This window comes from Enterococcus sp. AZ101, from assembly GCF_050499005.1.
Classification (GTDB): Bacteria; Bacillota; Bacilli; order Lactobacillales; family Enterococcaceae; genus Enterococcus_L; species Enterococcus_L ureilyticus.
The window spans coordinates 457,583-482,911 of the sequence record NZ_JBMHEZ010000002.1 but is presented as its reverse complement, the minus strand read 5'-3'; the positions used below and the strand labels follow the sequence as shown (position 1 = coordinate 482,911).

Annotated in this window: 23 protein-coding genes and 1 other annotated feature; of the genes, 2 read left to right on the top strand and 21 right to left on the bottom strand. The window is 37.1% G+C overall.

Features of this window, described 5'->3' with window-relative positions:
• Positions 1-28: 28 nt before the first annotated feature.
• Together IGJ50_RS11625 and IGJ50_RS11620 are read right to left on the bottom strand one after the other, a co-directional pair.
• Positions 29-985, bottom strand: coding sequence for a DUF4822 domain-containing protein (locus IGJ50_RS11625; protein WP_429950509.1), 957 nt, complete (start codon positions 983-985; stop codon positions 29-31).
• Between the two features lie 211 nt (positions 986-1,196).
• A complete protein-coding gene (locus IGJ50_RS11620; protein WP_069640635.1) occupies positions 1,197-1,904 on the bottom strand; it encodes a DUF975 family protein in 708 nt (235 codons plus the stop codon).
• Between the two features lie 320 nt (positions 1,905-2,224).
• Here IGJ50_RS11620 and IGJ50_RS11615 point away from each other — a divergent pair, with 320 nt between their 5' ends.
• Entirely contained in the window at positions 2,225-2,704 is a 480-nt protein-coding gene (locus IGJ50_RS11615; protein ID WP_429950507.1) for a DUF3955 domain-containing protein, read from the top strand.
• Between the two features lie 97 nt (positions 2,705-2,801).
• Here the strand turns inward: IGJ50_RS11615 and IGJ50_RS11610 are convergent, their stop codons facing one another.
• The 18 genes from IGJ50_RS11610 to folB form a co-directional block, all read right to left on the bottom strand.
• Positions 2,802-4,187, bottom strand: a complete 1,386-nt coding sequence (locus IGJ50_RS11610; protein WP_429950506.1) for an aldehyde dehydrogenase family protein — start codon at positions 4,185-4,187, stop codon at positions 2,802-2,804.
• Positions 4,188-4,247: 60 nt separating this feature from the next.
• Positions 4,248-4,967 carry a hypothetical protein gene (locus IGJ50_RS11605; RefSeq protein ID WP_429950505.1) on the bottom strand — a complete coding sequence of 240 codons (720 nt, stop codon included), beginning with the start codon at positions 4,965-4,967 and terminating at the stop codon, positions 4,248-4,250.
• A 177-nt stretch (positions 4,968-5,144) separates the two neighbouring features.
• Positions 5,145-6,443 (bottom strand): phosphopyruvate hydratase, encoded by a 1,299-nt coding sequence (eno, locus tag IGJ50_RS11600; RefSeq protein WP_010771434.1) that lies wholly within the window; start codon positions 6,441-6,443, stop codon positions 5,145-5,147.
• A gap of 158 nt (positions 6,444-6,601) precedes the next feature.
• Positions 6,602-7,357 carry a triose-phosphate isomerase gene (gene tpiA, locus IGJ50_RS11595; RefSeq protein WP_069640631.1) on the bottom strand — a complete coding sequence of 252 codons (756 nt, stop codon included), beginning with the start codon at positions 7,355-7,357 and terminating at the stop codon, positions 6,602-6,604.
• Between the two features lie 115 nt (positions 7,358-7,472).
• Positions 7,473-8,663: a phosphoglycerate kinase gene (locus IGJ50_RS11590; RefSeq protein WP_069640630.1), complete on the bottom strand. Its 1,191-nt coding sequence runs from the start codon at positions 8,661-8,663 to the stop codon at positions 7,473-7,475.
• A 137-nt stretch (positions 8,664-8,800) separates the two neighbouring features.
• Positions 8,801-9,802, bottom strand: a complete 1,002-nt coding sequence (gene gap, locus IGJ50_RS11585; RefSeq protein ID WP_025872307.1) for a type I glyceraldehyde-3-phosphate dehydrogenase — start codon at positions 9,800-9,802, stop codon at positions 8,801-8,803.
• 39 nt (positions 9,803-9,841) lie between these two features.
• A complete protein-coding gene (locus IGJ50_RS11580) occupies positions 9,842-10,879 on the bottom strand; it encodes a sugar-binding transcriptional regulator (RefSeq protein WP_429950504.1) in 1,038 nt (345 codons plus the stop codon).
• Positions 10,880-11,211: 332 nt separating this feature from the next.
• Complete coding sequence (locus IGJ50_RS11575) at positions 11,212-12,087, bottom strand: YitT family protein (RefSeq protein ID WP_069640628.1); 876 nt, start codon at positions 12,085-12,087, stop codon at positions 11,212-11,214.
• A gap of 135 nt (positions 12,088-12,222) precedes the next feature.
• Positions 12,223-13,020, bottom strand: coding sequence for an ankyrin repeat domain-containing protein (locus tag IGJ50_RS11570; RefSeq protein WP_429950501.1), 798 nt, complete (start codon positions 13,018-13,020; stop codon positions 12,223-12,225).
• A gap of 364 nt (positions 13,021-13,384) precedes the next feature.
• A complete protein-coding gene (locus tag IGJ50_RS11565; protein ID WP_069640626.1) occupies positions 13,385-14,254 on the bottom strand; it encodes a hypothetical protein in 870 nt (289 codons plus the stop codon).
• A complete protein-coding gene (locus IGJ50_RS11560) occupies positions 14,244-15,170 on the bottom strand; it encodes a WD40/YVTN/BNR-like repeat-containing protein (protein ID WP_429950500.1) in 927 nt (308 codons plus the stop codon). Before IGJ50_RS11560 ends, IGJ50_RS11565 begins: the two co-directional genes overlap by 11 nt.
• Before the next feature lie 147 nt (positions 15,171-15,317).
• A complete protein-coding gene (gene aspS, locus IGJ50_RS11555) occupies positions 15,318-17,087 on the bottom strand; it encodes an aspartate--tRNA ligase (RefSeq protein ID WP_429950498.1) in 1,770 nt (589 codons plus the stop codon).
• A gap of 33 nt (positions 17,088-17,120) precedes the next feature.
• Positions 17,121-18,419, bottom strand: a complete 1,299-nt coding sequence (gene hisS / locus IGJ50_RS11550) for a histidine--tRNA ligase (RefSeq protein ID WP_429950496.1) — start codon at positions 18,417-18,419, stop codon at positions 17,121-17,123.
• Positions 18,420-18,948: 529 nt separating this feature from the next.
• Positions 18,949-19,156, bottom strand: a binding site (T-box leader).
• A gap of 94 nt (positions 19,157-19,250) precedes the next feature.
• Positions 19,251-20,054 (bottom strand): dihydropteroate synthase, encoded by an 804-nt coding sequence (gene folP, locus IGJ50_RS11545; protein WP_429950495.1) that lies wholly within the window; start codon positions 20,052-20,054, stop codon positions 19,251-19,253.
• Positions 20,051-20,647 carry a non-canonical purine NTP pyrophosphatase gene (locus IGJ50_RS11540; protein WP_429950493.1) on the bottom strand — a complete coding sequence of 199 codons (597 nt, stop codon included), beginning with the start codon at positions 20,645-20,647 and terminating at the stop codon, positions 20,051-20,053. The genes folP and IGJ50_RS11540 overlap by 4 nt, the downstream gene beginning before the upstream one ends.
• Before the next feature lie 5 nt (positions 20,648-20,652).
• Positions 20,653-21,225, bottom strand: coding sequence for a GTP cyclohydrolase I FolE (gene folE, locus IGJ50_RS11535; RefSeq protein WP_429950975.1), 573 nt, complete (start codon positions 21,223-21,225; stop codon positions 20,653-20,655).
• Positions 21,226-21,229: 4 nt separating this feature from the next.
• Positions 21,230-21,718: a 2-amino-4-hydroxy-6-hydroxymethyldihydropteridine diphosphokinase gene (gene folK / locus IGJ50_RS11530; RefSeq protein WP_069640619.1), complete on the bottom strand. Its 489-nt coding sequence runs from the start codon at positions 21,716-21,718 to the stop codon at positions 21,230-21,232.
• The gene (folB, locus tag IGJ50_RS11525) at positions 21,715-22,080 is read right to left on the bottom strand and encodes a dihydroneopterin aldolase (protein ID WP_069640618.1); all 366 of its coding nucleotides are present in this window, start codon (positions 22,078-22,080) and stop codon (positions 21,715-21,717) included. Before folB ends, folK begins: the two co-directional genes overlap by 4 nt.
• A gap of 192 nt (positions 22,081-22,272) precedes the next feature.
• On the opposite strand from folB, the gene IGJ50_RS11520 reads away from it, so the two are divergent.
• On the top strand, positions 22,273-23,205 hold the full coding sequence (locus tag IGJ50_RS11520; RefSeq protein ID WP_429950491.1) for an aldo/keto reductase: 933 nt from the start codon (positions 22,273-22,275) through the stop codon (positions 23,203-23,205).
• Positions 23,206-23,531: 326 nt separating this feature from the next.
• On the opposite strand, the gene IGJ50_RS11515 is transcribed toward IGJ50_RS11520, so the two are convergent.
• Positions 23,532-25,292 carry a choline/carnitine O-acyltransferase gene (locus tag IGJ50_RS11515; protein ID WP_429950490.1) on the bottom strand — a complete coding sequence of 587 codons (1,761 nt, stop codon included), beginning with the start codon at positions 25,290-25,292 and terminating at the stop codon, positions 23,532-23,534.
• Positions 25,293-25,329: the final 37 nt, after the last annotated feature.

The window sequence follows — 25,329 nt, the reverse complement described above, 5'->3', positions numbered from 1 at the left end:
CCGTTCTTGACTACTTGTTCTCAGTTTTTTAAAAACTAAATTCTGGCGTAAATTCACCCTCATAGGGTGTATGCTCTACAAAGACTGTGATGTCCTCGCCCGCTTGATCTTTGCCCAAACGCTTGTAAGTAAATTTTTTATTGTTTAATTCTGTTAATTCTAAAGCCGCCCCATATTTAGTTTGACCAATCGATACGTGGGCACGGATTTTGTTATGATTTAGAACATCGAAATAACCAAAATCACCTCGGCTAACGCCTGTTTCTAAATTGAAAAATTCGTATTTGTTTGTGTCAGCCGCAAATTTTGCTAAGCTAATAAAATTTTTATTATAGTCACTTACATCGTTACCAGCTTCATCAAGAACTTTCGTTCCGTTCCATAACGTTTGGCTTAATAATTCAGCACCGTCTTTTTTAGTGTTGATGGTTCCAGTTGTTGACTCTAAAGGCTTTTCTTTTTCTGTGAAAGTCAGCTCGCTTTCATTATACGGTATATGTTCAACAAAAACATCTACTTCATTTCCTGCTTTGTCTTTCCCTTTTCTTGTGTACGTGAATTTTTTATTTGTAAGTTCAGTAAGTTCGACAATTGCTTGATAGTTCATCGTTTCTGAAATCAAAATTCGTTTTGTTCCATCATTTGTAATAAAAAAAGTGCCACAATCTCCACGACTTACACCCGTTTGTGCATCGAAAAATTCATAACGTCCTGTTTCGCTATCATATTTTGCTAAACCGATAAAGTTAGCATTTTCTGTCGTTAGATCATTATTTTCTTGATCGTAGACTTTGGTTCCTTGCCAATTCGTGTTCCCTAAAATTTCTGTTTGCTTATCCCCTTCATTATTTTTTTTGGGATTGGTTTGTTCTGTTTGTTTCTGTTCAGTTGCTTTGGTTCCGATTGATTCTTCTGTCCCTACGCTACAACCTGCTAGTAATAAGACTAAACTTGATATACCTATCATAATTTTTTTTGTGTTCATAATATTGTTCCTCCTTCGTGTGATTTCTTACCGCATACCTTATTATAAGTAATAGTTGTAAACAGGCTCTAACAAGAGTATAAACAAATTATAAACAATAAAAAAGAAGATGCGCCACCACTCTAAGAGTGATAGCACATCCTTAAGAAATCCGAATAAATGGTGGGAGAAAATATAGCTTCTTCTATCCCAACTTTAAACATTCATTGTTTTAAACTGTTGTTGTTTTTAGTAAATTTTCATAAAAAGCCGCTTTGGTTGCTGAGATGTAAGGTGTTAACCATAGATAACCGATCCCAAACGTTAAAATAGCTAAGATGTGCCATCCTATAAAACTCAAATCCAATAAGAATAACTGACCTTTATAGCCTTTCATCAGTTGTCTACTACGTGTGATAGATTTTAGCAAACCTGGACGCACGCCATTTTCTTCATACGCATCATAATAAACAAAATAAGCCTGCGAATAAGAATAACCTTTAATAATTCCTGGAATAACCAATAACAGTAACCATAAAGAAATAAAAATCACCATTAATACGTAAAGACCGATCAAGCCTAAGACTACAGGGCCTGCAAAACCACGAAATACATCTGAGAATGGACGTATTTCTTGTTTTTTACCTCTTATAAGATCAAGAAAAGTCCAAGAAATACCGGCACTAAATATCGCACCTAAAATTCCTCCAACAAAACTACCGCCTCCGCCTCCAGAATTTCCTTCATAGCTTGCGGTATTGTTTAATAAATCCGGATTATTTTGAAAGAATGTAATTGCAGGGATAAGCAGTAAGAAAAACAAAATTAACCCAATTGCAATCGAAATCAAGGTTGGAACTAGGCACATCAACACGCTATCTTTCCAACGCCCACGTAAGACTGCTTTTGCTTCATTTTTTAATTCAGCACTTGTTTTCATAAATATCCTCCTTTCTATTTAGTACAATCAGTATAACAAATAAATCAGTATTGAAAAAAACATACGCCCACTTTCATTCGTCATACTAACCAATTTTTCATTAAATATATTATTTTGACGCAATCGATCCTTCATAACTTGTTTATTTGATAAGAGAATCTAATTTTTATTTATCATTAAGGGATGCTATAATTCAACTACGATAAATGGCTCAAGCAAGAAGCCCTGTCCCCTACATACCCGCCTGCAAGTAATGCTTTCTTGAATATACTGCGCTATTTTCTTAAGCTTAAGATACATCAATGAAAGGAATTAATACTATGGAATTTGGAGATAAAATCAAAGAACTAAGAACAAAAAATCTACTGACACAAGAAAAATTTGCAATCCGCTTAAATGTAACTAGACAAGCCGTATCAAACTGGGAAAATAACCGCAATCTTCCAGATCTTGAATTACTAATTTTAATTTCTAGCATATTTCATATTTCACTTGATGAATTGATTCTAGGAGAAAATAATGTGAATAATATGACCGAGAAACTAATCAAAGATGGCAGCAAAACAAGACAAGCAAAATTAAACATGATCACAACATTGATTGGTGCCTTTCTATTACTCTTTGGCTGCGCTTGTATTTTCATCAAAACAAATTCAGTAGAATATATCGATACTTCAGGTATTTTACATGAAAATTTTTATCTTTTACCTATAGGTTTCTTATTCATTATAGCTGGACTAATTGTATTTTTAGTTACAGGTATCCGATTTATCATTGATAGCGTTCGAAACAAAAAATAGTTATTGATTCTCATAATCCTCAAAAAGCACAGTTATTTTCAAACTGTGCTTTTTGAGGATTATTGTTAGTCAATAGTGATCGTTGGAATTCTTCATTTTATAATAAACGTTTCAACCAATCGAATTTTTTCTGATCATATGGTGGATAAATTAGTTTTGCCATGGTGTCTTTTCTACCGTAAACAATTGATTTTTTGTGCGAAAAAGTCTCAATACTGTATTTTCCATGATAATTCCCCATTCCCGATGCCCCTACTCCACCAAAAGGTAGATCATCATTGGCCACATGAAGGATCGTTTGGTTGATTCCACCACCACCAAATGAAAGTTCAGATAAAATTCGTTTTTGAACATCCCTATCATCTGAAAATAAATAAACCGCTAATGGCTTTTCCCCTTCTTTGACAAACGTGATTGCTTCATCCAATTGTTGATATGCACAAATCGGTAATAGAGGACCGAATAACTCTTCTTTCATCAGACTATTCTCTCGGCTTAAGTCAATATCGAATAAACTTGGCGCGACAAACCTTGTAGCACGATCATACTCTCCACCGTAGATTAGTACATCTTGATTTTCATCGATCAATTGAATAAACTTGTCAATTGCAGGTCCTTGAACAATCCGACCATAATCATTATTGGCTTGTATATTTGATCCATAAAACTCAATGATTTTTTCTTTTAAAGCGATAATTAGTTGATTTTTAACTTTTTCATCAACTAAAACATAATCTGTAGCAATACATGTTTGGCCTGTATTCAATAGCTTACTCCAAATAATTCGTTCAGCAGCTAACTCGATATCGGCTTGCTCTGTAACGATTGCCGGGCTCTTACCACCAAGTTCTAAGACAACTGGTGTCAACTGTTTTGCTGCAGCTTCCATTACAATTTTCCCGACTTTGGCGCTACCTGTGAAGAAAATGAAATCCATCCGTTCTTTTAACACTGAAGCATTATCAATTGAATGCGGGGAAAGCATCTTGACATACTCTTCGTCGAAGGTTTCACCAATAACAGCACCAATCACTGCAGCAACATTCGGCGTTTTTGACGATGGTTTTACGAGCGCGCAATTGCCCGCCGCAAGTGCACCGATTAAAGGAACTAAGGTCAATTGAAGCGGATAATTAAACGGACCGATGATATAAACGGTTCCAAATGGTTCTAGAAAAACTGTATTCTTGTTCAGTAAAGAGGAAATCGCTCTGGGTTTATTGACCGGCTTCGTCCATTTATCAAGATTTTTCAGCATATCTTTGATGGCAGAAAGAACTAAACCTAACTCCGTTGCATAAACTTCTGCTTTAGGTTTTTTTAAATCTTTTTCAAAAGCCCAATAAAAATCTTCTTCGTGTTTTTGTATAGTTGTTAGTAGTTGTTCAAGCTTTTCTTTTCTGAAAGAAATTGATTTAGTTTGGTTTGAATTAAAAAAAGCACGTTGTTTTTGCATTATTTCTTGAAGATCTGATTGATTCATAGCATATCCTCCTATTTTTCTTTTTAGTATAACATCGATTTTTTCTTTTGAATAATTTTATCAATCAACACGTCTTTCTAAAATCCATGATCGCGCTATACCTTCTGCACCATTCTTATTTGTCGAAGAACTCAGAATCAGTTGCGTTTCATTATAATAAGAAAAGCTATATCTAAGCGTCTTATCCTTGTTTAAGTAAATCAACTCAGTTTCTCCAGTTTCGAAGGTCAATGGGATTGCTTCACTATTCTCTAAGCTTTCAGTTTTTGCAATTAGTAACTCCACTTTATTAGGATCAAAAGTAGCGTTTATTTGAATAAATGCTGGAAAGTCTGGTTCTGTAGACTTCCATCGGCCTAAAATGCTTTCTTGAGATATTGTTCGAGTCATTTTCAACTCAATTGGCGCTAAATCTCCACCTGATACTAGTTCATCCCCACTTTGTTTGACTTCATATTTAGGATAAACAATAATTTCCTCTTCGTTTACTTCAAATATGTAATGAAATGTTTTATCTTTTACTTGATGTGTAAACACTCTACTATCTTCAGTGTACTCGATTTCTAGTTTCTCTGAATTGAATATCAACTTTTTTTCATCATAAACAATTTCATAGCTACCGTAATCATAATTATTTGCTACCCATGAGCCAGCTAATCTTTGTATTAAGCTTTCATCAATTCCTTTTTTTGAATCCTCTATTGGCACTTTTGGGGAATTGCATGAAGCTAAAACGATTGAAGCCCAACATAAGGAAACCACCCTACCTATTTCTTTCATTTTTCCTCATCTCCTTAAAAAAATATTTTGCTCTATTCAGTATAACTGAGTATACGGGTTTATTAAATATATATAAAAAACCTCCTCTTGCCTAAACAAGAGGAGGTTTTACGAAGGAGTATAAGGAGAAAAGATCTGACGATCAATTGTCCCTTTTTGCTTTATGATCAGTTAAAATTATTTGTTTTTTAGGTTGTAGAAAGATTTCAAGCCTTTGTATTCAGCAACTTCGCCTAATTGGTCTTCAATTCTTAATAATTGGTTGTATTTAGCAATACGGTCTGTACGGCTTAATGAACCAGTTTTGATTTGACCAGCGTTTGTTGCAACAGCGATATCAGAGATTGTTGAATCTTCTGTTTCACCTGAACGGTGAGATACAACTGCAGTATAGCCAGCTTCTTTAGCCATTTCGATTGCTTCGAATGTTTCAGTCAAAGTACCGATTTGGTTTACTTTGATAAGGATTGAGTTCGCGATTCCTTTTTCAATCCCTTCAGCTAATTTAGTTGTATTTGTAACGAACAAATCATCACCAACTAATTGAACTTTGTCGCCTAAAGCAACTGTTAATTTTTTGAAACCATCCCAGTCATTTTCATCTAATCCATCTTCGATTGAGATGATTGGGTATTTCGCACATAATTCTTCGTAGAATGCAATCATTTCTTCAGTTGTTTTTTCGCCTTCGCCTGAATCAGCTAAAACGTAAACACCTTTTTCTTTGTCGTAGAATTCAGAAGAAGCAGCATCCATCGCAAGAACGATATCTTTACCAGGTACATAGCCAGCTTTTTCGATTGCTTCGATGATTACTTCAAAACCTTCTTCGTTAGAACCAAGGTTAGGAGCGAAACCACCTTCGTCACCTACAGAAGTAGCTAAACCGCGCGCTTTTAAGATTCCAGCTAACGCGTGGAATACTTCAGCACCGTAGCGTAAAGCTTCTTTGAATGTAGGAGCGCCTACAGGCATGATCATGAATTCTTGGAAGTCGATACTGTTATCAGCATGAGATCCACCATTGATGATGTTCATCATTGGAGTTGGCAATACTTTAGTATTGAATCCGCCTAAGTAGTGGTATAAAGGTACTTCTAGGTAATCAGCAGCAGCACGGGCTACAGCGATTGAAACACCAAGAATAGCGTTTGCGCCTAATTTACCTTTGTTAGGAGTTCCATCTAAATCGATCATTGCTTTATCAATAGCCATTTGGTCACGTACATCGTAGCCAATAATTGCTTCAGCGATGATGTTATTTACGTTGTCAACTGCTTTAACAACCCCTTTACCTAAGTAACGAGCTTTGTCGCCATCACGTAATTCAACCGCTTCGTATTCACCAGTTGAAGCACCAGATGGAACCATTCCACGACCAAAAGCACCGCTTTCAGTGTATACTTCTACTTCGATTGTTGGGTTACCGCGTGAGTCTAAGACTTCGCGTGCGTAAACATCAGTAATAATTGACATGTTTTGTCTCTCCTTTGAGTTTGTTTTATACTAAGGGGATTCGATTCCCTTAATTATGATTGTAGTGAATAACCGAGTGCTATGCAAACATTTTTTGCATAATTCATAGAATATTCAATGAATCTTTGATTAATTGCGTATATTGTTATAAGACGTGATTATTTAACAGCATCAAGTAAAGCTAAGAAAGAGTCAGCTTCAAGACTCGCTCCGCCAACTAAAGCACCATCAACGTTTTCTTTTGCCATATATTCAGCAATGTTTTCAGGTTTTACAGAACCGCCGTATTGGATACGTACAGCTTCTGATACTTCTTTGCCGTATAATTTTTCAACTGTTGCACGAACAACGCCACAAATTTCATCAGCGATATTCGCATCAGCAGATTTACCAGTTCCGATGGCCCAGATTGGTTCGTAAGCAATAACCATTGAAGATACTTGCTCATTAGATAAATCAACTAAGCCTTTTGTGATTTGGCCTTCAATCCATTCAGCAGTTTTGCCTGCTTCGTATGTTTCTAAAGATTCACCACAACAAAAGATTGGTGTCATGTTGTTTGCAAAGATTGCTTTGGCTTTCTTGTTGATGTCTTCGTCTGTTTCGTGGAAGTACTCACGACGTTCAGAGTGACCGATGATTACATAGTCAACACCTAGATCAGCAAGTGCTGCTGGAGATGTTTCACCAGTGAAGGCACCTGAGTTTTCCCAGTAACAGTTTTGTGCAGAGATTTTTAATTCAGTTCCTTTAGCCGCTTCTACTAATTCTTGTAAGAATAAAGCAGGAGAACCGATTACTGAATCAACAGCACTATTGGCAGGAATTTTTGTTTTTACTGCTTCTGCAAAAGCTTTCGCTTCTGAAGCAGTTTTGTTCATTTTCCAGTTACCAGCGATAATTGGTTTACGCATGGAAAAGCACATCCTTTTCTTTTTATGGTAAATTATGGGTGAAATAGTTTTATCCAGCCCGTTTCACAAGCTAGACCTATCGTCATTAATGGATAAATAACTTGTTCAACTTTTTCTATTTGTCGTTGATTGCTGCTAGACCAGGTAATTCTTTACCTTCTAATAATTCTAAGCTTGCGCCCCCACCAGTTGAGATGTGCGTGAATTTATCCGCAAAGCCTAATTGAATAGCTGCAGCAGCAGAGTCTCCACCGCCAATGATTGTTGTTGCATCCGCCAAGTTAGCAATTGCTTCACAAACACCGATTGTTCCTTTGGCAAAGTTGCTCATTTCGAATACGCCCATTGGTCCATTCCAAACAACTGTTTTTGCACCTTCTAATGCTTGGGCAAATAAAGCAATTGTTTCAGGTCCAATGTCAAGTCCCATTTGTCCATCAGGAACATCACCACTATGTTCTTCTGTTGGTACATCGTTTGAGAATTCTGCAGCCGTGATTGAATCGATTGGCAAGATTAATTTATCGCCTGCTTTTTCGATTAATTCTTTTGCTAATGCTACTTTATCTTCTTCAACTAAAGAGTTACCGATGTTCATACCTTTGGCTTTGTAGAATGTATAAGTCATTCCACCACCGATAAGGATTTTATCTGCTTTAGAGATCAAGTTTTCGATAACACCGATTTTGTCAGAAACTTTTGCGCCACCTAAAATAGCAACAAATGGACGTTTTGGTGCAGTTACTGCTTCACCAACGAATTTGATTTCTTTTTCCATTAAGAATCCAGCAACTGTTGGGATACCAGTTGACGCAATACCTACATTAGAAGCGTGTGCACGGTGAGCCGTACCAAATGCATCATTAACAAATACATCGCCTAAAGAAGCCCAGTATTTACCTAATTCAGCGTCATTTCCGCTTTCTTTTTTACCGTCGATATCTTCAAAACGAGTGTTTTCAAACACTAAAACGTCGCCGTCTTTCATATTGTTAACAGCTGTTTCTAATTCAGCACCACGTGTTTCAGGAACGAATGTTACTGGTTTACCCAATAATTCGCCTAAGCGTTCTGCTACTGGTTTTAGTGATTTGCCAGCTTTGTCTTCTTCTGTCTTAACACGACCTAAGTGAGAGAATAAAATTGCTTTCCCGCCATTGTCGATCACGTATTTAATTGTTGGAAGTGCTGCTACGATACGGTTATCATTTGTAATCACGCCATCTTTCAAAGGCACGTTGAAGTCAACACGTACAAGAACTTTTTTGTCTTTTAAGTCTACATCTTTGATAGTCTTTTTAGCCATTAAAAGGTACTCCTATCTATTTTTGGATTTTGAAAAGAATGATTTTTCTTGAACTTATAAAATAAGCGGGGAAGCGCGTTGCTTCCCCGCTTATTATTTCACAGTTGTTCAAATTTCACTAATGATAAGAATTGATCTTATAGGTTAGCGAAGTACTCTAAAGTACGAACTAATTGTGCAGTATAAGACATTTCGTTGTCATACCAAGCAACAGTTTTCACTAATTGTTGATCGCCAACAGTCATTACTTTAGTTTGAGTAGCATCGAATAATGAACCGAAAGTCATACCTACGATATCAGAAGATACGATTTGATCTTCGTTATATCCGTAAGATTCGTTAGCAGCTTTAGCCATCACTTCGTTTACTTCTTCAACTGTTACTTTTTTGTCAAGAACAGTTACTAATTCAGTTAATGAACCAGTTGCTACAGGAACACGTTGAGCAGCTCCGTCTAATTTACCGTTTAATTCAGGGATAACTAGACCGATTGCTTTAGCAGCACCAGTAGTGTTAGGTACGATGTTTTCTGCTGCAGCGCGTGCACGACGGAAGTCTCCACCTGGGTGAGGTCCATCAAGAGTCATTTGGTCACCTGTGTAAGCGTGGATCGTAGTCATAAGACCTTCAACCACACCAAAGTTATCTTGTAAAGCTTTAGCCATAGGAGCTAAACAGTTAGTCGTACATGAAGCACCTGAGATAACTGTTTCTTTACCTGTTAAGATATCGTGGTTAGTGTTGTAAACGATTGTTGGTACGTCATTTCCGCCTGGAGCAGAGATAACAACACGTTTAGCACCAGCTTTTAAGTGTAATTCAGCTTTTTCTTTTGAAGTGAAGAATCCAGTACATTCAAGAACGATATCTACGCCTAAGTCGCCCCATGGTAATTCTTCTGGGTTGCGGTTAGCAAGAACTTTAACTTCTTTACCGTTAACGTTGAAAGATCCATCATGAACTTCAACAGTTCCGTTGAAACGTCCTTGAGTTGTGTCATATTTTAACAAGTGAGCCAACATTTTAGCATCTGTTAAATCATTGATTGCTACTACTTCGATTCCTGCTACATCTTGGATACGACGGAATGCTAAGCGTCCGATACGTCCAAATCCATTAATACCTACTTTAACTGTCATTAAAGATTTCCTCCTTATGAAAATCAAAAATTTTTTATTTTAAAGGGTTACCCCTTTTAAAATCTCATTTGCGGCAGCTTCATCTGTGATGAGCCACGTTTGTTTTGGTGCGTTTTTCATATATGCCCGAATTGCTTTGGCTTTTGTCTTGCCGCCTGCAATCGCAACGACATTTGGTATTTTTTGTACATCCTTAAGCTGAAGTCCGATGCGAGGGATTTTATAAACGACTTCGCCCTCTTCATCAAAGAAATACCCGAAAGATTCTGCTACAGCATTATTTTGCTTTAACATGACCATTTCTTCATCCGACATTTTACGGCGTGCTGCCATATGCAACGCGCGTCCAATACTATGAACAACACAATTGCTTTGTTCGATCAGTGTTAATACTTCTTGGATCGATGGTTCTTGCAGCAGCGAGTTATACGTTTCAAGACTCAATTGCTCTGGAACATATAATGCTCTATGGTGACCGCCAGTTTGACTTGCCATTACAGCACTTACTGAATTGGCTTGAACAGTCATTGCTTCACCGATGCCGCCTCTAGCTGGAACAAACAAAATATGTCGTTTTTCCGTTTCTAGGGTCCCCATATGTTCTGCGGTCAAGGCCATGGTCGTGCCACCCATAACGGCAACGATATTATCACCATCAGGTAAGAGTAGATCCAAAGAATCGGTCAAAATATCGCCAAATTCATAAAGTACTTTCTCCTGATTGTCACTATTGCCTGCTACAACGATACAACGCTTGATCCCAAAATATTGGCTGATTTCTTTTTCGACTTGATGCATACCGAGTAGTTGATTCATTACTGTCTCTAATCCTTGATAAACTTCTAAGCCTTTTTCAGTTAATGTCATTCCACTTTTAGAAGTTTCTATCAGTTGTAAGTTTTTCAGAAAATCGGTCTCAGTTCTCAAAACCCGTTCTGTAATCCCCATACTATCAGATAGACTTCTGCGTCCAATAGGCTGCATCCAGTAAATATTACGAAGAATATGAAACCTTTCCTGCATTACATCGAGCAAATCTGGAGCAACTGCTTCAATCATTTTTAATTCATCTAGCATGATGCGCTCCTTCGTTGGTCTAAAAACGTCCAAGTAAGACTTAAAACGACCTATGAACTTTAAAAAAATAGGATTGGCGTTCTTCTTTTTCAATGTTAAATTCTTTAACAGTCTTAAAAGCGTCCCTCAATCTTATATACATAGTCTAACAGTTTTCATTGCTCTTTTCAAGAAAAAGAGATTATTTTTTGAAATTCGCTATCTCCTCTTTGAAATTCATTATGCAAGATGCCTCTTTTGAATCACTTGTATTTTAAAATTCTTGTTAAAAAATTCAAAGCAAATAAGAAAATCCAGCTATTATGCTGGATTTTTTAGCTTCCTATTACACATTATAAATCCTCTTCATAAAAACGACCAAGAATTTTGACATTATCCGAAATACTCACAAAAGCAGACGGATCAGACTCTTTCATCGCAGCTTCCAATGATGGCAATTCAAAACGAGTCACAACCGTTAACAATAATGTCTGTTTATCATGACGATACGCACCTTCTGCTTCATGAATGATTGTGATTCCTCGTCTCATTTTTTGTTGGATTCCATCGATCACAGCATCTGGATTTTTGGTAATGATCATGACTTGCATTTTCTTTTGCTTCGTATAAACAGCATCTGTCACTTTCCCACTCACAAAAATCGACAATGCGCTGTAAAACATATACTGCCAACCAAATAAATAACCTGCAACAAAGATAATCAGCCCATTAAAATACATTGAAATCGACCCCACAGAACGTCCAGTTTTCTTACGAATCGTGATACTAAAAATATCCAACCCCCCCGAAGAAAGACCATTTTTCAACGCAAAACCAATACCAGAACCCATCACTGCACCACCGAAAATTGCACAGATAATTGGATCATTAGACAAACTTGTTTGCGGTACGATCTGCATAAAGATTGAAGTTAGAGTCACCGTCAAAAAGGTGAAAATTGTAAATTTTTTCCCAATTTTACGCCAAGCAACAAAAAATAACGGAATATTCAACGCATATAATGTGATCGAGACCGGCACTTTAAACCCAACAATATTCGTAGATAAAGTCGTTAATATTTGCGCAAGTCCAGTAATCCCGCTGGAATAGATATTTCCTGGTTGATAAAAGAAGTTCATCGCAACCGATGCCAAGATTGCATAGACAATCGACACGGAAAGTTTGGTCGTGTAATCATGGACGGGTAAACTTTCAAAGAATTTTTTCATGTAGGAGCAGCCTCACTTTATTTGATTCATTTGGTTCTCATTATACGTGCTTTGAGTTCGGAAAAAAAGGACAATCTTCAGAATAGCAGAAAATACTTAATCATCGCAATGATCAAGCCTCTAAATAATTCGATTTCAATAGGCATTTAGGCTATTCAACATCTCAGTGTAGCCTAAACTTCTAGCATAATCCTCAGCTGTCCGTCCAGTATTATCTTTCAACGTTTTGTCAGCTCCACTTTCCAATAAAACGTCAACGATTTGTTGATAGATTTCAGAACCATCTCTCAATGCAACAGCTTCTATCAAGGCTGTATACCCGTAATTATTTTGATGATTGATCGCTACTCGGCCATCTTTTAATAATAGCTTCACATTTTCAAGATGTCCTTTTTCAGCCGCTGGAATCAGTGCATTTCCTCCGAAACGATTCACTTTTTGCTGATTTGGTACTTGTTTTTCTAGCATATAAGTCAGAATTTCGGTTTTTCCTTGGGCTCCTGCATAAAGGTATGGACTATCCGAAATATGATCTTGCACGTTAATATCGGCTCCCGCATCAATCAACTGTTTTGCGATTCCGATGAAGTTTTGATGTGTTGCGATCAAAAGAGGTGTTTCACCTTGTGCATTGACTTCATCGATCGAATAGTTTTCATCTACTAGTATGGCTTGGACTTGTGCAAAATCATTATTATTTACAGCCTGTATTAATGTACCCGCTGGAAATGATTGGCTAGATGCTTTTACTGTGTTCATTGTGTTTGATTCTTTGGATTCATTTGATTGCTTGGTATTATTTTTATCCGTAGTCATGCTTGTACTCTCCTTTATTGAGTGATTTGTATCATTTTTTTTAGAGTGGCAGGCTGAAAAAATAAGTAAAAATGAAGCGAGCAATGCTATCTCTAACAAAATTTTTTTCTTATTCATGATTATTCTCCTTTAGCGGTATTTATATTTAGTATAGAACATAAATATAAACAAACTATAAACACTCTTCGTACTCAGAATGAAATGGACTTATCCCTTGTTGAAACAAAAAGCAATCAAGCGTTCAATTAGAGCCGCAGTTGAAAGCTGTGAGGCTAACGCAGCATTATAGGTCAGGTTTTGAGTCTTGATATAAATGAGAGCTATTAATCATAAAGCGTTTGACTAAGGTATTATTATGAGTATTAGTGATACTGATAATTTGCTACTACTAAAATTCAAAAGTTGAACCCTTTCATTGATTTCTACAGTTTCACCTGAGCTGAAAAAAGGAGCAATGCCTAGATGCAGTACTCCCCATTTTTTATTCACTTGATCGCTTAAAATATAGCTCAATTTTTTGTGGGTCATCAAATCCTGCTTTTAATAAAATAATTTTTGTCTGAGCATTTTGGACGATATCCCCATATTCATCATACTTGTTTTCTGAATCTAAACTAATCGACCAACGCGCATTCGTATCATCGTTTATCGTCAATGCTGTTGTACCAAATTGCACGGTTTGTTCGAATGAATATTTTTCTCTCTCCCCAACCTCTTGGATAACAATTCCTTCAGAAGCACTAGATGTTAGACTGGTATCTCCATCTTTCGATTCCCAAACACCTATCAGAGCTGATAAAACGTAAGAATAGGCTATCTTTCGTCCACCGTAGGTTCCAATATATTGATGGACCGCTTGATCTTTTGAACGATAAGTCAGTACACACGTCTCATTGGTTAACCAAGTTAAGCGATAATCAGTGATCCCATTAGTAGGCAGTTTTTCTTTTAAGCGAGCTAAAATCAGGTAGTAATTATTGAAGTAATACACTCCTTGATCGTCACTCGTTTCTTTGACTAAAAAAACATGTTTTGCATCAGGTGAAAGACTTATTATCGCTTTTTCTTTCGGCTTTACAAAACTGAAAAGAGCACTCACTGTGATGATTGCCGCAATTTGGAGCAAAATTATATAGATTTTTCTTTTTTTATCCAGATCCATTAGACATAATAGCGTCAAACCTAAAAATAGAAAACTACCTATTATTGCAGCGAGCAAAAACCAATCACTTATTAATTCGATCCCTTTCGAAGACACAAGTACAAAACCGCCTAAAAACAGCAGACACAATATAGTCAAAATCAAAAAGATGATCCCACTAATTTTTTTTATTCTTTTTTTACTCTCCATCTGGTTCTACCTCACGATCAAATACCCAATTTTCTCCATTATCTTTTGAAATAAATTTTCCTTTTACTAAACCACCTTGATAATCACCGACTTCTCCTTGATTTAGTAAAACCTCTAATTGTTCTCCAACTTTATAGGGCATTTCAGCGACTAAAAAAATAGCTTTATACTTTTCAGGCACCTGAATTGTCGCAGCTTGCCAGCTAGCTCCTCCATCTTTCGTAATGCGTAGATTAGGTGCTGCTGTTCCAAAAGATAAGAAGCCTGTTCTTTCATCAATAAAACCGCCGTCTTGGATTAATGACGTTTGATCGATACCTGCGGTCTCCTCCCACGTTTTTCCACCATCATGTGTCAAATACGCTACCGTTCCTTCTTGACGAACAACGCGACCCCCAGAATAAATCACATAGCCAAAATCCTTACTTAAAAAAGCGATTTTTCGAAAACGAATACCTGCATTTTCTTGGGAAATATCATATTTTTGCCATGTTTTTCCTTGATCGACCGTTTGAAGAAGCTTTAAGCCTAGATTTTCATAGAGGAATGACGTATTTTCTTTTGTTATAAAATAGCTTTGCTCCATCAAACCGTTCTCATAAGAAGGGGTATACTCACCAAATTGAATCTCTTCTAAACGCTCAGGAACTTCTACCCAATTCTCGCCCGAATCATACGTAACATATACCTTTTCACCCTTGATTAATACATCCGTCTGTTTTTGCGTTGGCTCTTTGGGCGGCTCCGCTTCCTCTTTTTTCTCGCTTTGTATTGCGTCTTCTAGCTCGTTGATTTCCTTATTATATGTTTCAATACTTGTTGGTCTGCTCACGTAAAAAAATAATGCTGTAAAACTCGATAATACAACAATAATAGTCAAAAAAAACGCCCGATTCTTGTTCTTCAATTTACTCACCCCTTTAATCCGCCTACTAGTTAAAGTATAGAGGAACAGCCTTTTTATTGAAAGGACTATTTTGTTTGTTGATAAAAACGTAAAAAAAGTTTCCAATAAACTATCGTAGTTTACTGAAAACTTGTTTTATCTTGACTAAGTCAATCGTTATTCATCGATTGCTGTTACATCAATGTTTAATTCAAATAATTGTAATGGTGACACCACGCTTGGCGCATTTGTCATTGGGTCTGCAGCTTTTCCATTTTTAGGGAAAGCAATTACTTCACGGATATTATTTTCGCCAGCTAATAACATCACTAAACGGTCTAATCCTAAAGCAATTCCACCGTGTGGAGGGAATCCATAATCTAAAGCATCCAATAAAAACCCAAATTGCTCTTGTGCGGATTCTTTCGTAAAGCCTAAAGTTTCAAACATTTTTTCTTGCAGGTCGCGCTTGTGGATCCGTAATGAACCTCCACCTAGCTCATAACCATTCAAGACAATATCATAAGCTTCGGCATAGACTTTTGCTGGATTTGTCGAAAGTAATTCGATATCAGATTCTTTTGGCTGTGTGAATGGATGGTGAGCAGAAACATAGCGGCCAGCTTCTTCGTCATATTCAAACAATGGCCAATCAACGACCCATAAGAAGTTGAATTTAGACTCATCAATCAAGCCTAATTCTTTCCCTAAGCGAGAACGAATCGCCCCTAAAGCTGCTGCAACCACTTCTGGTTTATCTGCTCCAAACATTAAGATATCACCAACTTCTGCATTCGTTGCTTTGATCAAATCATCAGAAACTTCTGTCAAGAATTTCGCAATCGGTCCTTTTAGTCCATCTTCTTCAACTTTTAACCAAGCTAAACCTTTGGCACCAAATTGGCTAACATACGTACCTAAATTATCCATATCTTTTCTTGAATATTTATCGGCCGCCCCTTTAGCATTTAGCGCTTTGACTTGTCCACCATTTTCTAAAGCCATTTGGAACACTTTGAAGTCAACATCTTTTACGACATCTGCGATATCGATCAATTCCATCTCAAAACGTGTATCTGGTTTATCACTTCCATAACGTGCCATTGCTTCATTGTAGCTGATACGAGGGAAAGGTACTGTTACTTCGATCCCTTTTGTATCACGCATCACTTTCGCTAACATTTCTTCTGTCATCGTTTGGATTTCTTCTGGTGTTAAGAACGTTGTTTCCATATCGATTTGAGTAAATTCAGGTTGACGGTCACCACGTAAATCTTCATCACGGAAGCAACGAACAATTTGATAATAGCGATCAAAACCAGCATTCATTAATAATTGTTTAAAAATTTGTGGTGATTGCGGCAATGCATAAAAATGACCTGCATGAACTCGTGAAGGAACTAAATAATCGCGTGCCCCTTCTGGTGTTGATTTACCAAAATAAGGTGTTTCAATATCGATAAAATCGGTATTGTCTAGATAATGACGGATCGATTTCGTTATTTCATGACGTAATTTTAAATTTGCTGTCATTTTTGGACGACGTAAATCTAGATAACGATATTTCATACGAATTTCATCGCCGACATTATTTTCATCTTCAATTAAAAACGGTGGTGTTTTAGCTGTATTCAAAATTGTGATATCTGTTGCCATTATTTCAAATTCGCCTGTTTTCATTTTAGGGTTGACCGCTTCTTTGTCGCGATAAGTCAGCTCGCCTGTAATTTCGATCACATACTCACTACGACATTTGTCTGCAATTTCCCATGCTTCTTTTGAATGCGCAGGGTTAAAAACGACTTGAGCGATTCCTTCACGGTCACGTAAATCGATAAAAATGACCCCTCCTAAATCACGGCGCTTTTGCACCCAGCCTTTTAATGTGATGATCTGTCCTACTAAATCTGCTGAAACTTCTCCGCAGTATACTGTTCTTTTTGCCATTGATGATTACTCCTCTTCATTTTTTACTTTTATTTAATCAAACATCACTGTCATCATTTCATCATAGATTTCATCGAATCGTTCATAAATATCTGATAGTGGGAATGCTTTTTCCTGACGGCTAGCCATTGATTTTACATTTACAATGCCTTCAGCTAATTCAGTTTCACCTAAAGTCAGAGCAAGTTTAGCATTTAATTTAGCCGCTGTTTTAAATTGAGCTTTTGCTTTTCGATCCATAAAATCACGATCAGCTGAAAAGCCAAAATTACGAATTGCTTGAACCAGTTTTAGTGTTTCTACATTTGTTTGCTCACCGATTCCAACAACATAAGCATCGATTTCATTGATCACTGGAACCGCAACGCCTTCTGCTTCCATCGTAATCAAGACACGTTCAATGCCCATTGCAAACCCAAAGCCAGGTGTTGCTGGTCCACCAAGTTCCTCAACTAATCCATCATAACGACCACCAGCGCAAATCGTCGCTTGTGCGCCCATACCTGGTGCTTCACTCATCACTTCGAAAATTGTGTTTGTGTAATAATCTAATCCTCTTACCATGTTGCTATCCACTTCAAATGGAATATTCAATTCGTTCAGCATCGTTTTGACAGTGTCAAAATGTTCTTTTGACTCCGAGCTTAAATAATCCAAAATCGATGGTGCATCAGCTACGATTGCTTGATCTTTTTTATCTTTACTGTCTAACACACGTAAAGGATTTTCATGTAAACGACGTTTTGAATCTTCGCTTAATTCAGCTACTTTTGGTTCTAAATAGTCGATCAATGCTTGGCGATATGCAGCTCTTGTCTCTTTATCTCCTAAAGAGTTGATCACTAAACGAATTTGATTGATTCCTAATTGTTTGAAAAAGTCTAAGGCCATCGCCATACTTTCAACATCCACCGCTGGGTTCACACTGCCAAAAGCTTCAGCACCGATTTGGTGAAATTGTCTCAAACGTCCTGCTTGTGGGCGCTCATAGCGAAACATTGGTCCCATATAGTAGGTTTTATAAGGTTTCGAAAATTCAGGTCCGAACAATTTATTTTCGACAAAAGAACGAACGATCGGGGCTGTTCCTTCTGGACGCAATGTCACATGACGATCGCCTTTATCGTAAAAATCATACATTTCTTTTGAAACAATATCTGTCGTATCCCCTACACTGCGGGAAATTACTTCGTAATGTTCAAAAATAGGGGTACGGATTTCTTCATATTGATAGTCACGAAAAATCAAACGAGCTGTTTCTTCAACAAATTGCCACTTTTCTGACGTTCCCGGTAATAAGTCATTGGTTCCTTTTGGTTTTTGATAACTCATTGTTTCATCTCCTAGTTATTGTTCATTGTTTGTACTTTATTTTGGTAAAGGTTGGTTGGTTTGAATTCACTTTAGAGCTGATTGAATTTTTTAACGATTGTTCAGCTGTTGGTTTGGATCATGGCTTTGGGTGATTCTCTAGTACGGTAACTTCGCTCACTTCGTTCGCCAAGTATTGTTCATCATCCACTCTGGCAGAGCCAATCGGGGTACTTTCGGACCTAATAAACAAATCAAACTATCGTCTGCACTTCTTCTGTCTCAGGAATTGGGTGATTCTCTAGTATGGTAACTTCGCTCACTTCGTTCGCCAAGTATTGTTCATCATCCACTCTGGCAGAGCCAATCGGGGTACTTTCGGACCTAATAATCAAATCAAACTATCGTCTGCACTTCTTCTTCTGTCTTAGGAATTGGGTGATTCTCTAGTACGGTAACTTTGCTCACTTTGTTCGCCAAGTATTGTTCATCATCCACTCTGGCAGAGCCAATCGTGGTGATTCACAACAAAAAATCGCCCTTGTATAAATACAAGGGCGAGTGAATAGACACACGCGGTACCACCTAAGTTCGAAAGATTGCTCTTTCCTCTAACGATTAACGCTCGTAACGGAACGGCTTTTCCTCCGTTCATCTCCAGAATGTCTTTCGATCTCTCTAACGAAGTTGCTTTCAGCCAAGGCAACTTTCTCTTCTACGATCAGTTTGAAATCTACTCGTTCTTTCATCGATTTTTTTATAGTATCTATAAATTACTAAAGAATGGAAATAAAGTCAAGTAGAATTTCAATTAGCTTTACAATAGCTCTCGTAAAGAGCTAACAATTGTGATTACTTATGGTTCAATGATTCCCAAACATTCAACGCATCCCGCATTCCTTTAACCTGATGAACTCGAACAATTTCCACACCTTTATTTGCAGCAAATAATGAAGCTGTAATTGAACCAAAATCACGTGCCAATGGGTCAGATTCATTTGTCAAAGTTGCTATCGTTCTTTTTCTTGATACGCCATACAGTAAAGGATAATCTTTGTAACGAAAAGCTTCAGGATCTTTTAGAATGTCTATATTTTCTGCTTGTGTTTTTCCAAACCCAATACCAGGATCAAAACAAATCCGTGTTGAAGCAATCCTAGCTTTGTGACAAAGTTCTATTTTTTCCTGACAAAATTGTTGGATATCTTCAACTACCGATAATTCGGTCCGTCTTTTACGTGAATGCATGATCACTAAGCCACTATCAGGATACTTTTGTGCCACTTCGATCATTCCATTTGTATCCAAACCTTTGATATCATTGATGATGTTGGCACCTGTTGCTAATGCTGCATCTGCAACTTCTGGAAAATAGGTATCGATCGAAATAGGTTTATCCGTCCTGTTTCTGATGGCTTCTACTATAGGCAAGATTCTTTCTTTTTCTTCTTTAGCTGAAATTTCTTGATAGTTTGGTCGTGTAGATTGTCCCCCGATATCGATAATGTCAACGTTTGCTGCCAGCATCTCTTCGCAATGGGCTATTGCTTTATCTAACTCATTAAAATGCCCACCATCTGAAAATGAATCGGGGGTCACATTTAAAATTCCCATGATTTGAGTGGCATTTTTAGTAAAGTATCCCTCTTCCGTCATCTTTGTTGCTCCTTTAATTGTTCGATCATTTGCTTCAATGCCGACACTCTTGGACTGAAATCATTTCGTTCTTCTTTTGGTAATTGAGCGAGGGTTTTATGTTTTTTCGGTAAATAGAAAATTTTGTCAAAACCATAGCCCATTTTCCCTATTTCTCTTGTTGTCAGTTCACCTTTCAGCTCTTGTCCTGAAATAAGGTACTCTCCATCTGGCCAAGCATAAACTAATACGGCATGCAGACTAATTGTTCGATTTAACGATCGTTGTCCTTCAAATAGCTCAAAAAGCTGATGATTTTTTTCTGAATCGGTCATGCCAGTTTCAAAAAAGCGCGCTGTCTCAACGCCTAACAGAGTAGGAAAAGCTTTGATTTCCAAGCCACCATCGTCTGCCAATACTGGTTTCCCAACAATTTTTGCATAAAATCGAGCCTTGAGTAATGCATTTTCAGCATACGTTTTGCCCGTTTCGGCTATCTCATACTCTTTATTTGTATCGTTGGCATATGGAACAAATGTAATTTGATCCTTGAGATAAGCAGACTGCATTTCTTGTAATTTTCCTTGATTATTCGTACCTACAATGATCTCCATTTCTGTCATCCTTTATGCTCGATTGCTCTCAAAAAATCATCTTTACATTCCCGATCTGTTTTAAAAATCCCTTGATAATGAAATGTTCTCGTTAAACTGTTTGGTGATTTTACGCCACGCATCGTCATACACATATGTTCTGCCTCGATTGCCACGGCTACACCTTTAACCGGTACATGTTCAACCAGTTTATTTGCAATCATAATGGTTAAATCTTCCTGAACGCTAGGACGTTTGGCACAATACTCTACTAAACGTGGCAACTTGCTTAAGCCTAACACTTTGCGTTCATCAGGAATATAGGCCACATGGGCTTTTCCATAAAATGGCAATAAGTGATGCTCACACATAGAATAAAATTGAATATCTTTGACCAAAACCATATCCTCTTCATTCAAACTATCAAAAAGTGCATAATCATCAAATTCTGGCGCTCTCAATGAAGAAAATACTTCGTTATACATCTTAGCTACCCGTGTTGGTGTATCTTTAACTCCCGCTCGTTCTGGGTCTTCACCAATTGCACGCAGAATTTGTTTTACTGCCTGCTCGATCATCGCTAGTTGTTTTTCGTCCATCTTCCTACCAACTTTCTTTACTAAGCCAAACTTCGGCTTGATTCCCTGTACTTGTGATCCAAGCATCGAAAGATTTCCCTTGAAATGCAGCTTCAGGATAGACCTCTTTTAATGGGACCAATACAAAAGAGCGTTTAAGCATTTCTTTATGTGGAATCGTCAAACGTTCTGTTGCTATTTTTTCATCATTCATCAACAAAATATCAATATCTAAGGTTCTTGGGCCCCAATGAATCAATCGTTCACGACCTAGTTTCTTTTCAATCGCTTGTGTTTTATCTAATAATTGCAGAGGTTCACATGTTGTCTTGATTTGAATCACAGCGTTATAATAATTTTCTTGCGGAACATCCCCATATGGTAATGTTTCATACAATTTTGATTTTTTCAAAACTTGAATATCCTCATCTTGATTGAGTAACTCAATTGCTTCTTGTAATGTCCTAAGACGATCTCCCAAATTACTCCCCAATGCTAAATAACCGATTGTCATACGAAGTCTCTTTCCATTTCGATTTCGATATTATCAAACACTCCAGGCATCGGTACACTATATTTTCTGACACGAACAAGAGCACTTTCTAACTTTTTGCCATGTTCTGTTTCAATATCATCCAAGATAGCTGAAGCGACAGCTTCTATTAAGTTGTAAGAATGAGTGGTTAAACGCTTAGCAATTTGATCATTCACTTCCGCATAACTAACGGTGTCATTGACATCATCCGTCTTACCAGCCTGATCTAACGGCAATCTTAATTCGATATCAACTTCTAATTGTTGTCCTAAAATTCGTTCTTCTGGTAAAACACCATTTTTAGTGTAAAACTTCATATTATTGATTCTAATTTTTCCCAATTTGCTTCCATCCTTCAACTATTTACTCACTGATACATTCAGTTGCAACTATTATACTATAGAAAATCAAGAAATCTTTAGCTTTCTGTTTTTTGAGACATTTTGTTACAAAAATTCTAGCCATAAGTGGCATAACTTTCTTCTTTTGTTTTAATGAACTACACTAATTATAGAAAGTCAGGAGGAATCATCATGACAAAAAACGTACGAATTGGTAAAACGGAAGTTTATTCAACCCCAATTGGTTTAGGAACAAATGCTGTCGGCGGTCATAATTTGTTTCCAAACTTAAACGATGATACTGGAAAAGAAATCGTCCGAGTTGCTTTAACAAACGGTATCACATTATTGGATACTGCCTTTGCATATGGAATGGGGCGTTCAGAAGAGTTGATTGGTGAGGTGTTAAAAGATTTTGACCGTGATCAAGTAGTGATTGCTACAAAAGCTGCACATGATCCAGCTAACGGGGGTGCCTTTAATAATACACCCGAGTTTTTGATACACTCTGTCGACGAAGCATTAAGACGTTTGCAAACAGACTATATCGATATTTTTTACATTCATTTTCCAGATGAAACGACGCCTAAAAATGAAGCTGTGGCTGCTTTGCAAAAGCTAAAGGAAGCTGGTAAAATCAAAGCGATTGGCGTTTCTAATTTTAGCTTGTCACAAATTAAAGAAGCAAATCAAGAGGGCTATGTCGATATTGTCGAAGATGAATATAGCTTGATCCATCGTGAAGCAGAAATCGAATTATTCCCTTATTTAAAAGAAAATCAGATTTCTTTTGTGCCCTATTTTCCGTTGGCTTCTGGCTTATTAACTGGAAAATATGAACAAGGTGTAATTTTTCCACCTGAAGATTTACGCAGTAAAAAACCAGACTTTCAAGGGGAACGTTTTAAAACAATTATCGATAAAGTTAGCCAACTTAAATTGATTGCGGCCGATTATAACACCAGTGTTGCAGCGATTGTAGTTGCTTGGTACATCAAGAATCCTTTTGTGGATGTTGTGATTCCTGGTGCTAAAAAACCAGAACAAGTAAGGAATAATGTAAAAGCTTTGACTGTACATTTGACAGCAGAGGATTATCAACGAATCGATAGCTTGTTTAGTTGATAAAAAAGTAGCTTCTTCTCATTGAAGACACCATTTGCTAAAATAGATACATTAAGAAATCTTATGAGTAAAGAGGTTGGGGCAGAAGTGTTTAATCCCAAGAAATAAGAAGCCTTCAAATCTTAGTGCTTTAGCACTTAGAATTTGATGTGATCGAAGTGTAGTGATTGCTTCTGTTCCCACCGTTTATACGGATTCCTTGAGTCTGAGAGATAACTCGTAGATTCATGTCCCAGACTCTTTCAAAAACAAAAAATACTGAAAATAACGCTAAGACCCAAGAAAGAGTCTGCTCATTATTCTCAGTATTTTTATTGATCTTATGACTAGATTTCTAAAAGATTTGTTAGTGCTATCAGTGCTTCAGAAATTGCTTCAAGCAGTTGCATCGCTTCATTTTCATATATTTTCTTAGCCGATAGCGTCAAAATTACTTCCTCCGCTAAGATGCCATAATAAAGACCAAACCCAGTCTCATTGACTGGTCCAAAGCTAAAGGACTCTAATATATCATAAGGAAGCCCAGTAGTTGATATAAAGTCATCCCCTAAGATGGTCAATGCGTCTGTTAAAAAGGAATTCGGTCCTTCCTCTCCATTAAGCGCCATATTTTGAAGACCAAATAGATGACGTTCGACTCCTTGGCCATTTTGACATTGACTGATTCGAGCAGAGTGAGCACTAGCAGCTTCTAAGAATAAGGCTAGAGATTCTTCCTTAGAAATTGGCTCACTTCTATTAGAAAAAGCTTCTACAAACTGCTTTTTCTCTTGGCTAATCGAACGGGCAGACTCTGTTCGTCCTTCATAATACATCCGCATCGCAACAGGTTCATAAACAGATCTTAACTGTCCAAAAACATTCTGCTGTGCTAGTGCTAACGCGATATGAAAAAAAGCATCTGGACTTACTTGCGCTTTTTTCATTCGCTCTTTACCAACAGCTGAAACAACTTGATGTTTGATAGTATACGAGTTATTCTCGATTTCTGCTAGGCTTCTTGCTTCTTCCAGAATATCAATCATTGAATCAGTCAGTGTCCATTCCAGTTTTTTGACTAAATCAGAAGAACTCTTTTCAGTTGTTTCTTGTATCTGAGTATTGAAAGATTCAAAAATTTTAGTAAATAGATTCAACGCTGGTACGCCATCGATCGCCGTATGCTCCATGTTAAAGCCAATATATCCATTTTTTGTGATCACAGCCTGTGTTGTTTTTGATAAAAATTGATGGCTTGTATTTAATAAAACTTCAGCAATTCGATCTTCTGTTGTTTCATCGTTTCCACTTGAAAAACTTAAAATAAATAAGGCGTCTTCGATTTGTTGTAGACTCTGTTTAGTTGACTCTTCTTTGATTAACTGTTGATAAATAAATGATGAGCGCGCTCTTTCAACACCTGTTAGATATGAAATGAGTTCCTCTCCATGTGTAGAGTCTTGCTCAAGAGCTAAGAGATACGTCAAATTTTCTTGCAATTGTTTTAAAGAATACCGTTCACCTAGTGAATTTGTAACATCTAAACGGAAATAGAGATCGTTTACAAAAATCACAATATAATTTTCTGGTGTCTGTGTTTCTTTTTTATGAAAGGAATCTTGATTTTTTCCAGGTATTCTGCAGCTTTTGAAAAAATTCGAATAAAAAGACATGTCGACATTTTGCTGCTTGTTTGTATATTCGATTGGATAGGTTCCTTCAGCTAAATTAAGATAAATGGTACTCATTTGATATATAAGCTGAGCGGCTCGGGCTTCTTTAGAGTTAATGTGTTCATAGTAGCGCTCTGCTATAATCAATGCAAAATTTGATTCACTTTGTAAATAGCCACGGCTTTTTAAATAGCTTTTTTCCCAAGCAGGTGCCAACCAACTTCCCGCTCCTTTGTTCGCATGATCAACTAATTTCTTTTGCAATACTAGCCCCTCAGAAGTACTAAATGTTGAAGCTTTTTCCTGAAAATCATGTAATACTTCTGTCGTCAGTAACGGACTCACCCAGTCACTTAAACGAGCTATCGTTTCACGTAATGCCGGCACAGGTAACTTTTTCAATTTTGGTAATAATTCTTCTTGATATTTTTTCATCTTACACCTCAACGTTCACTTTATAGTTCATTATACC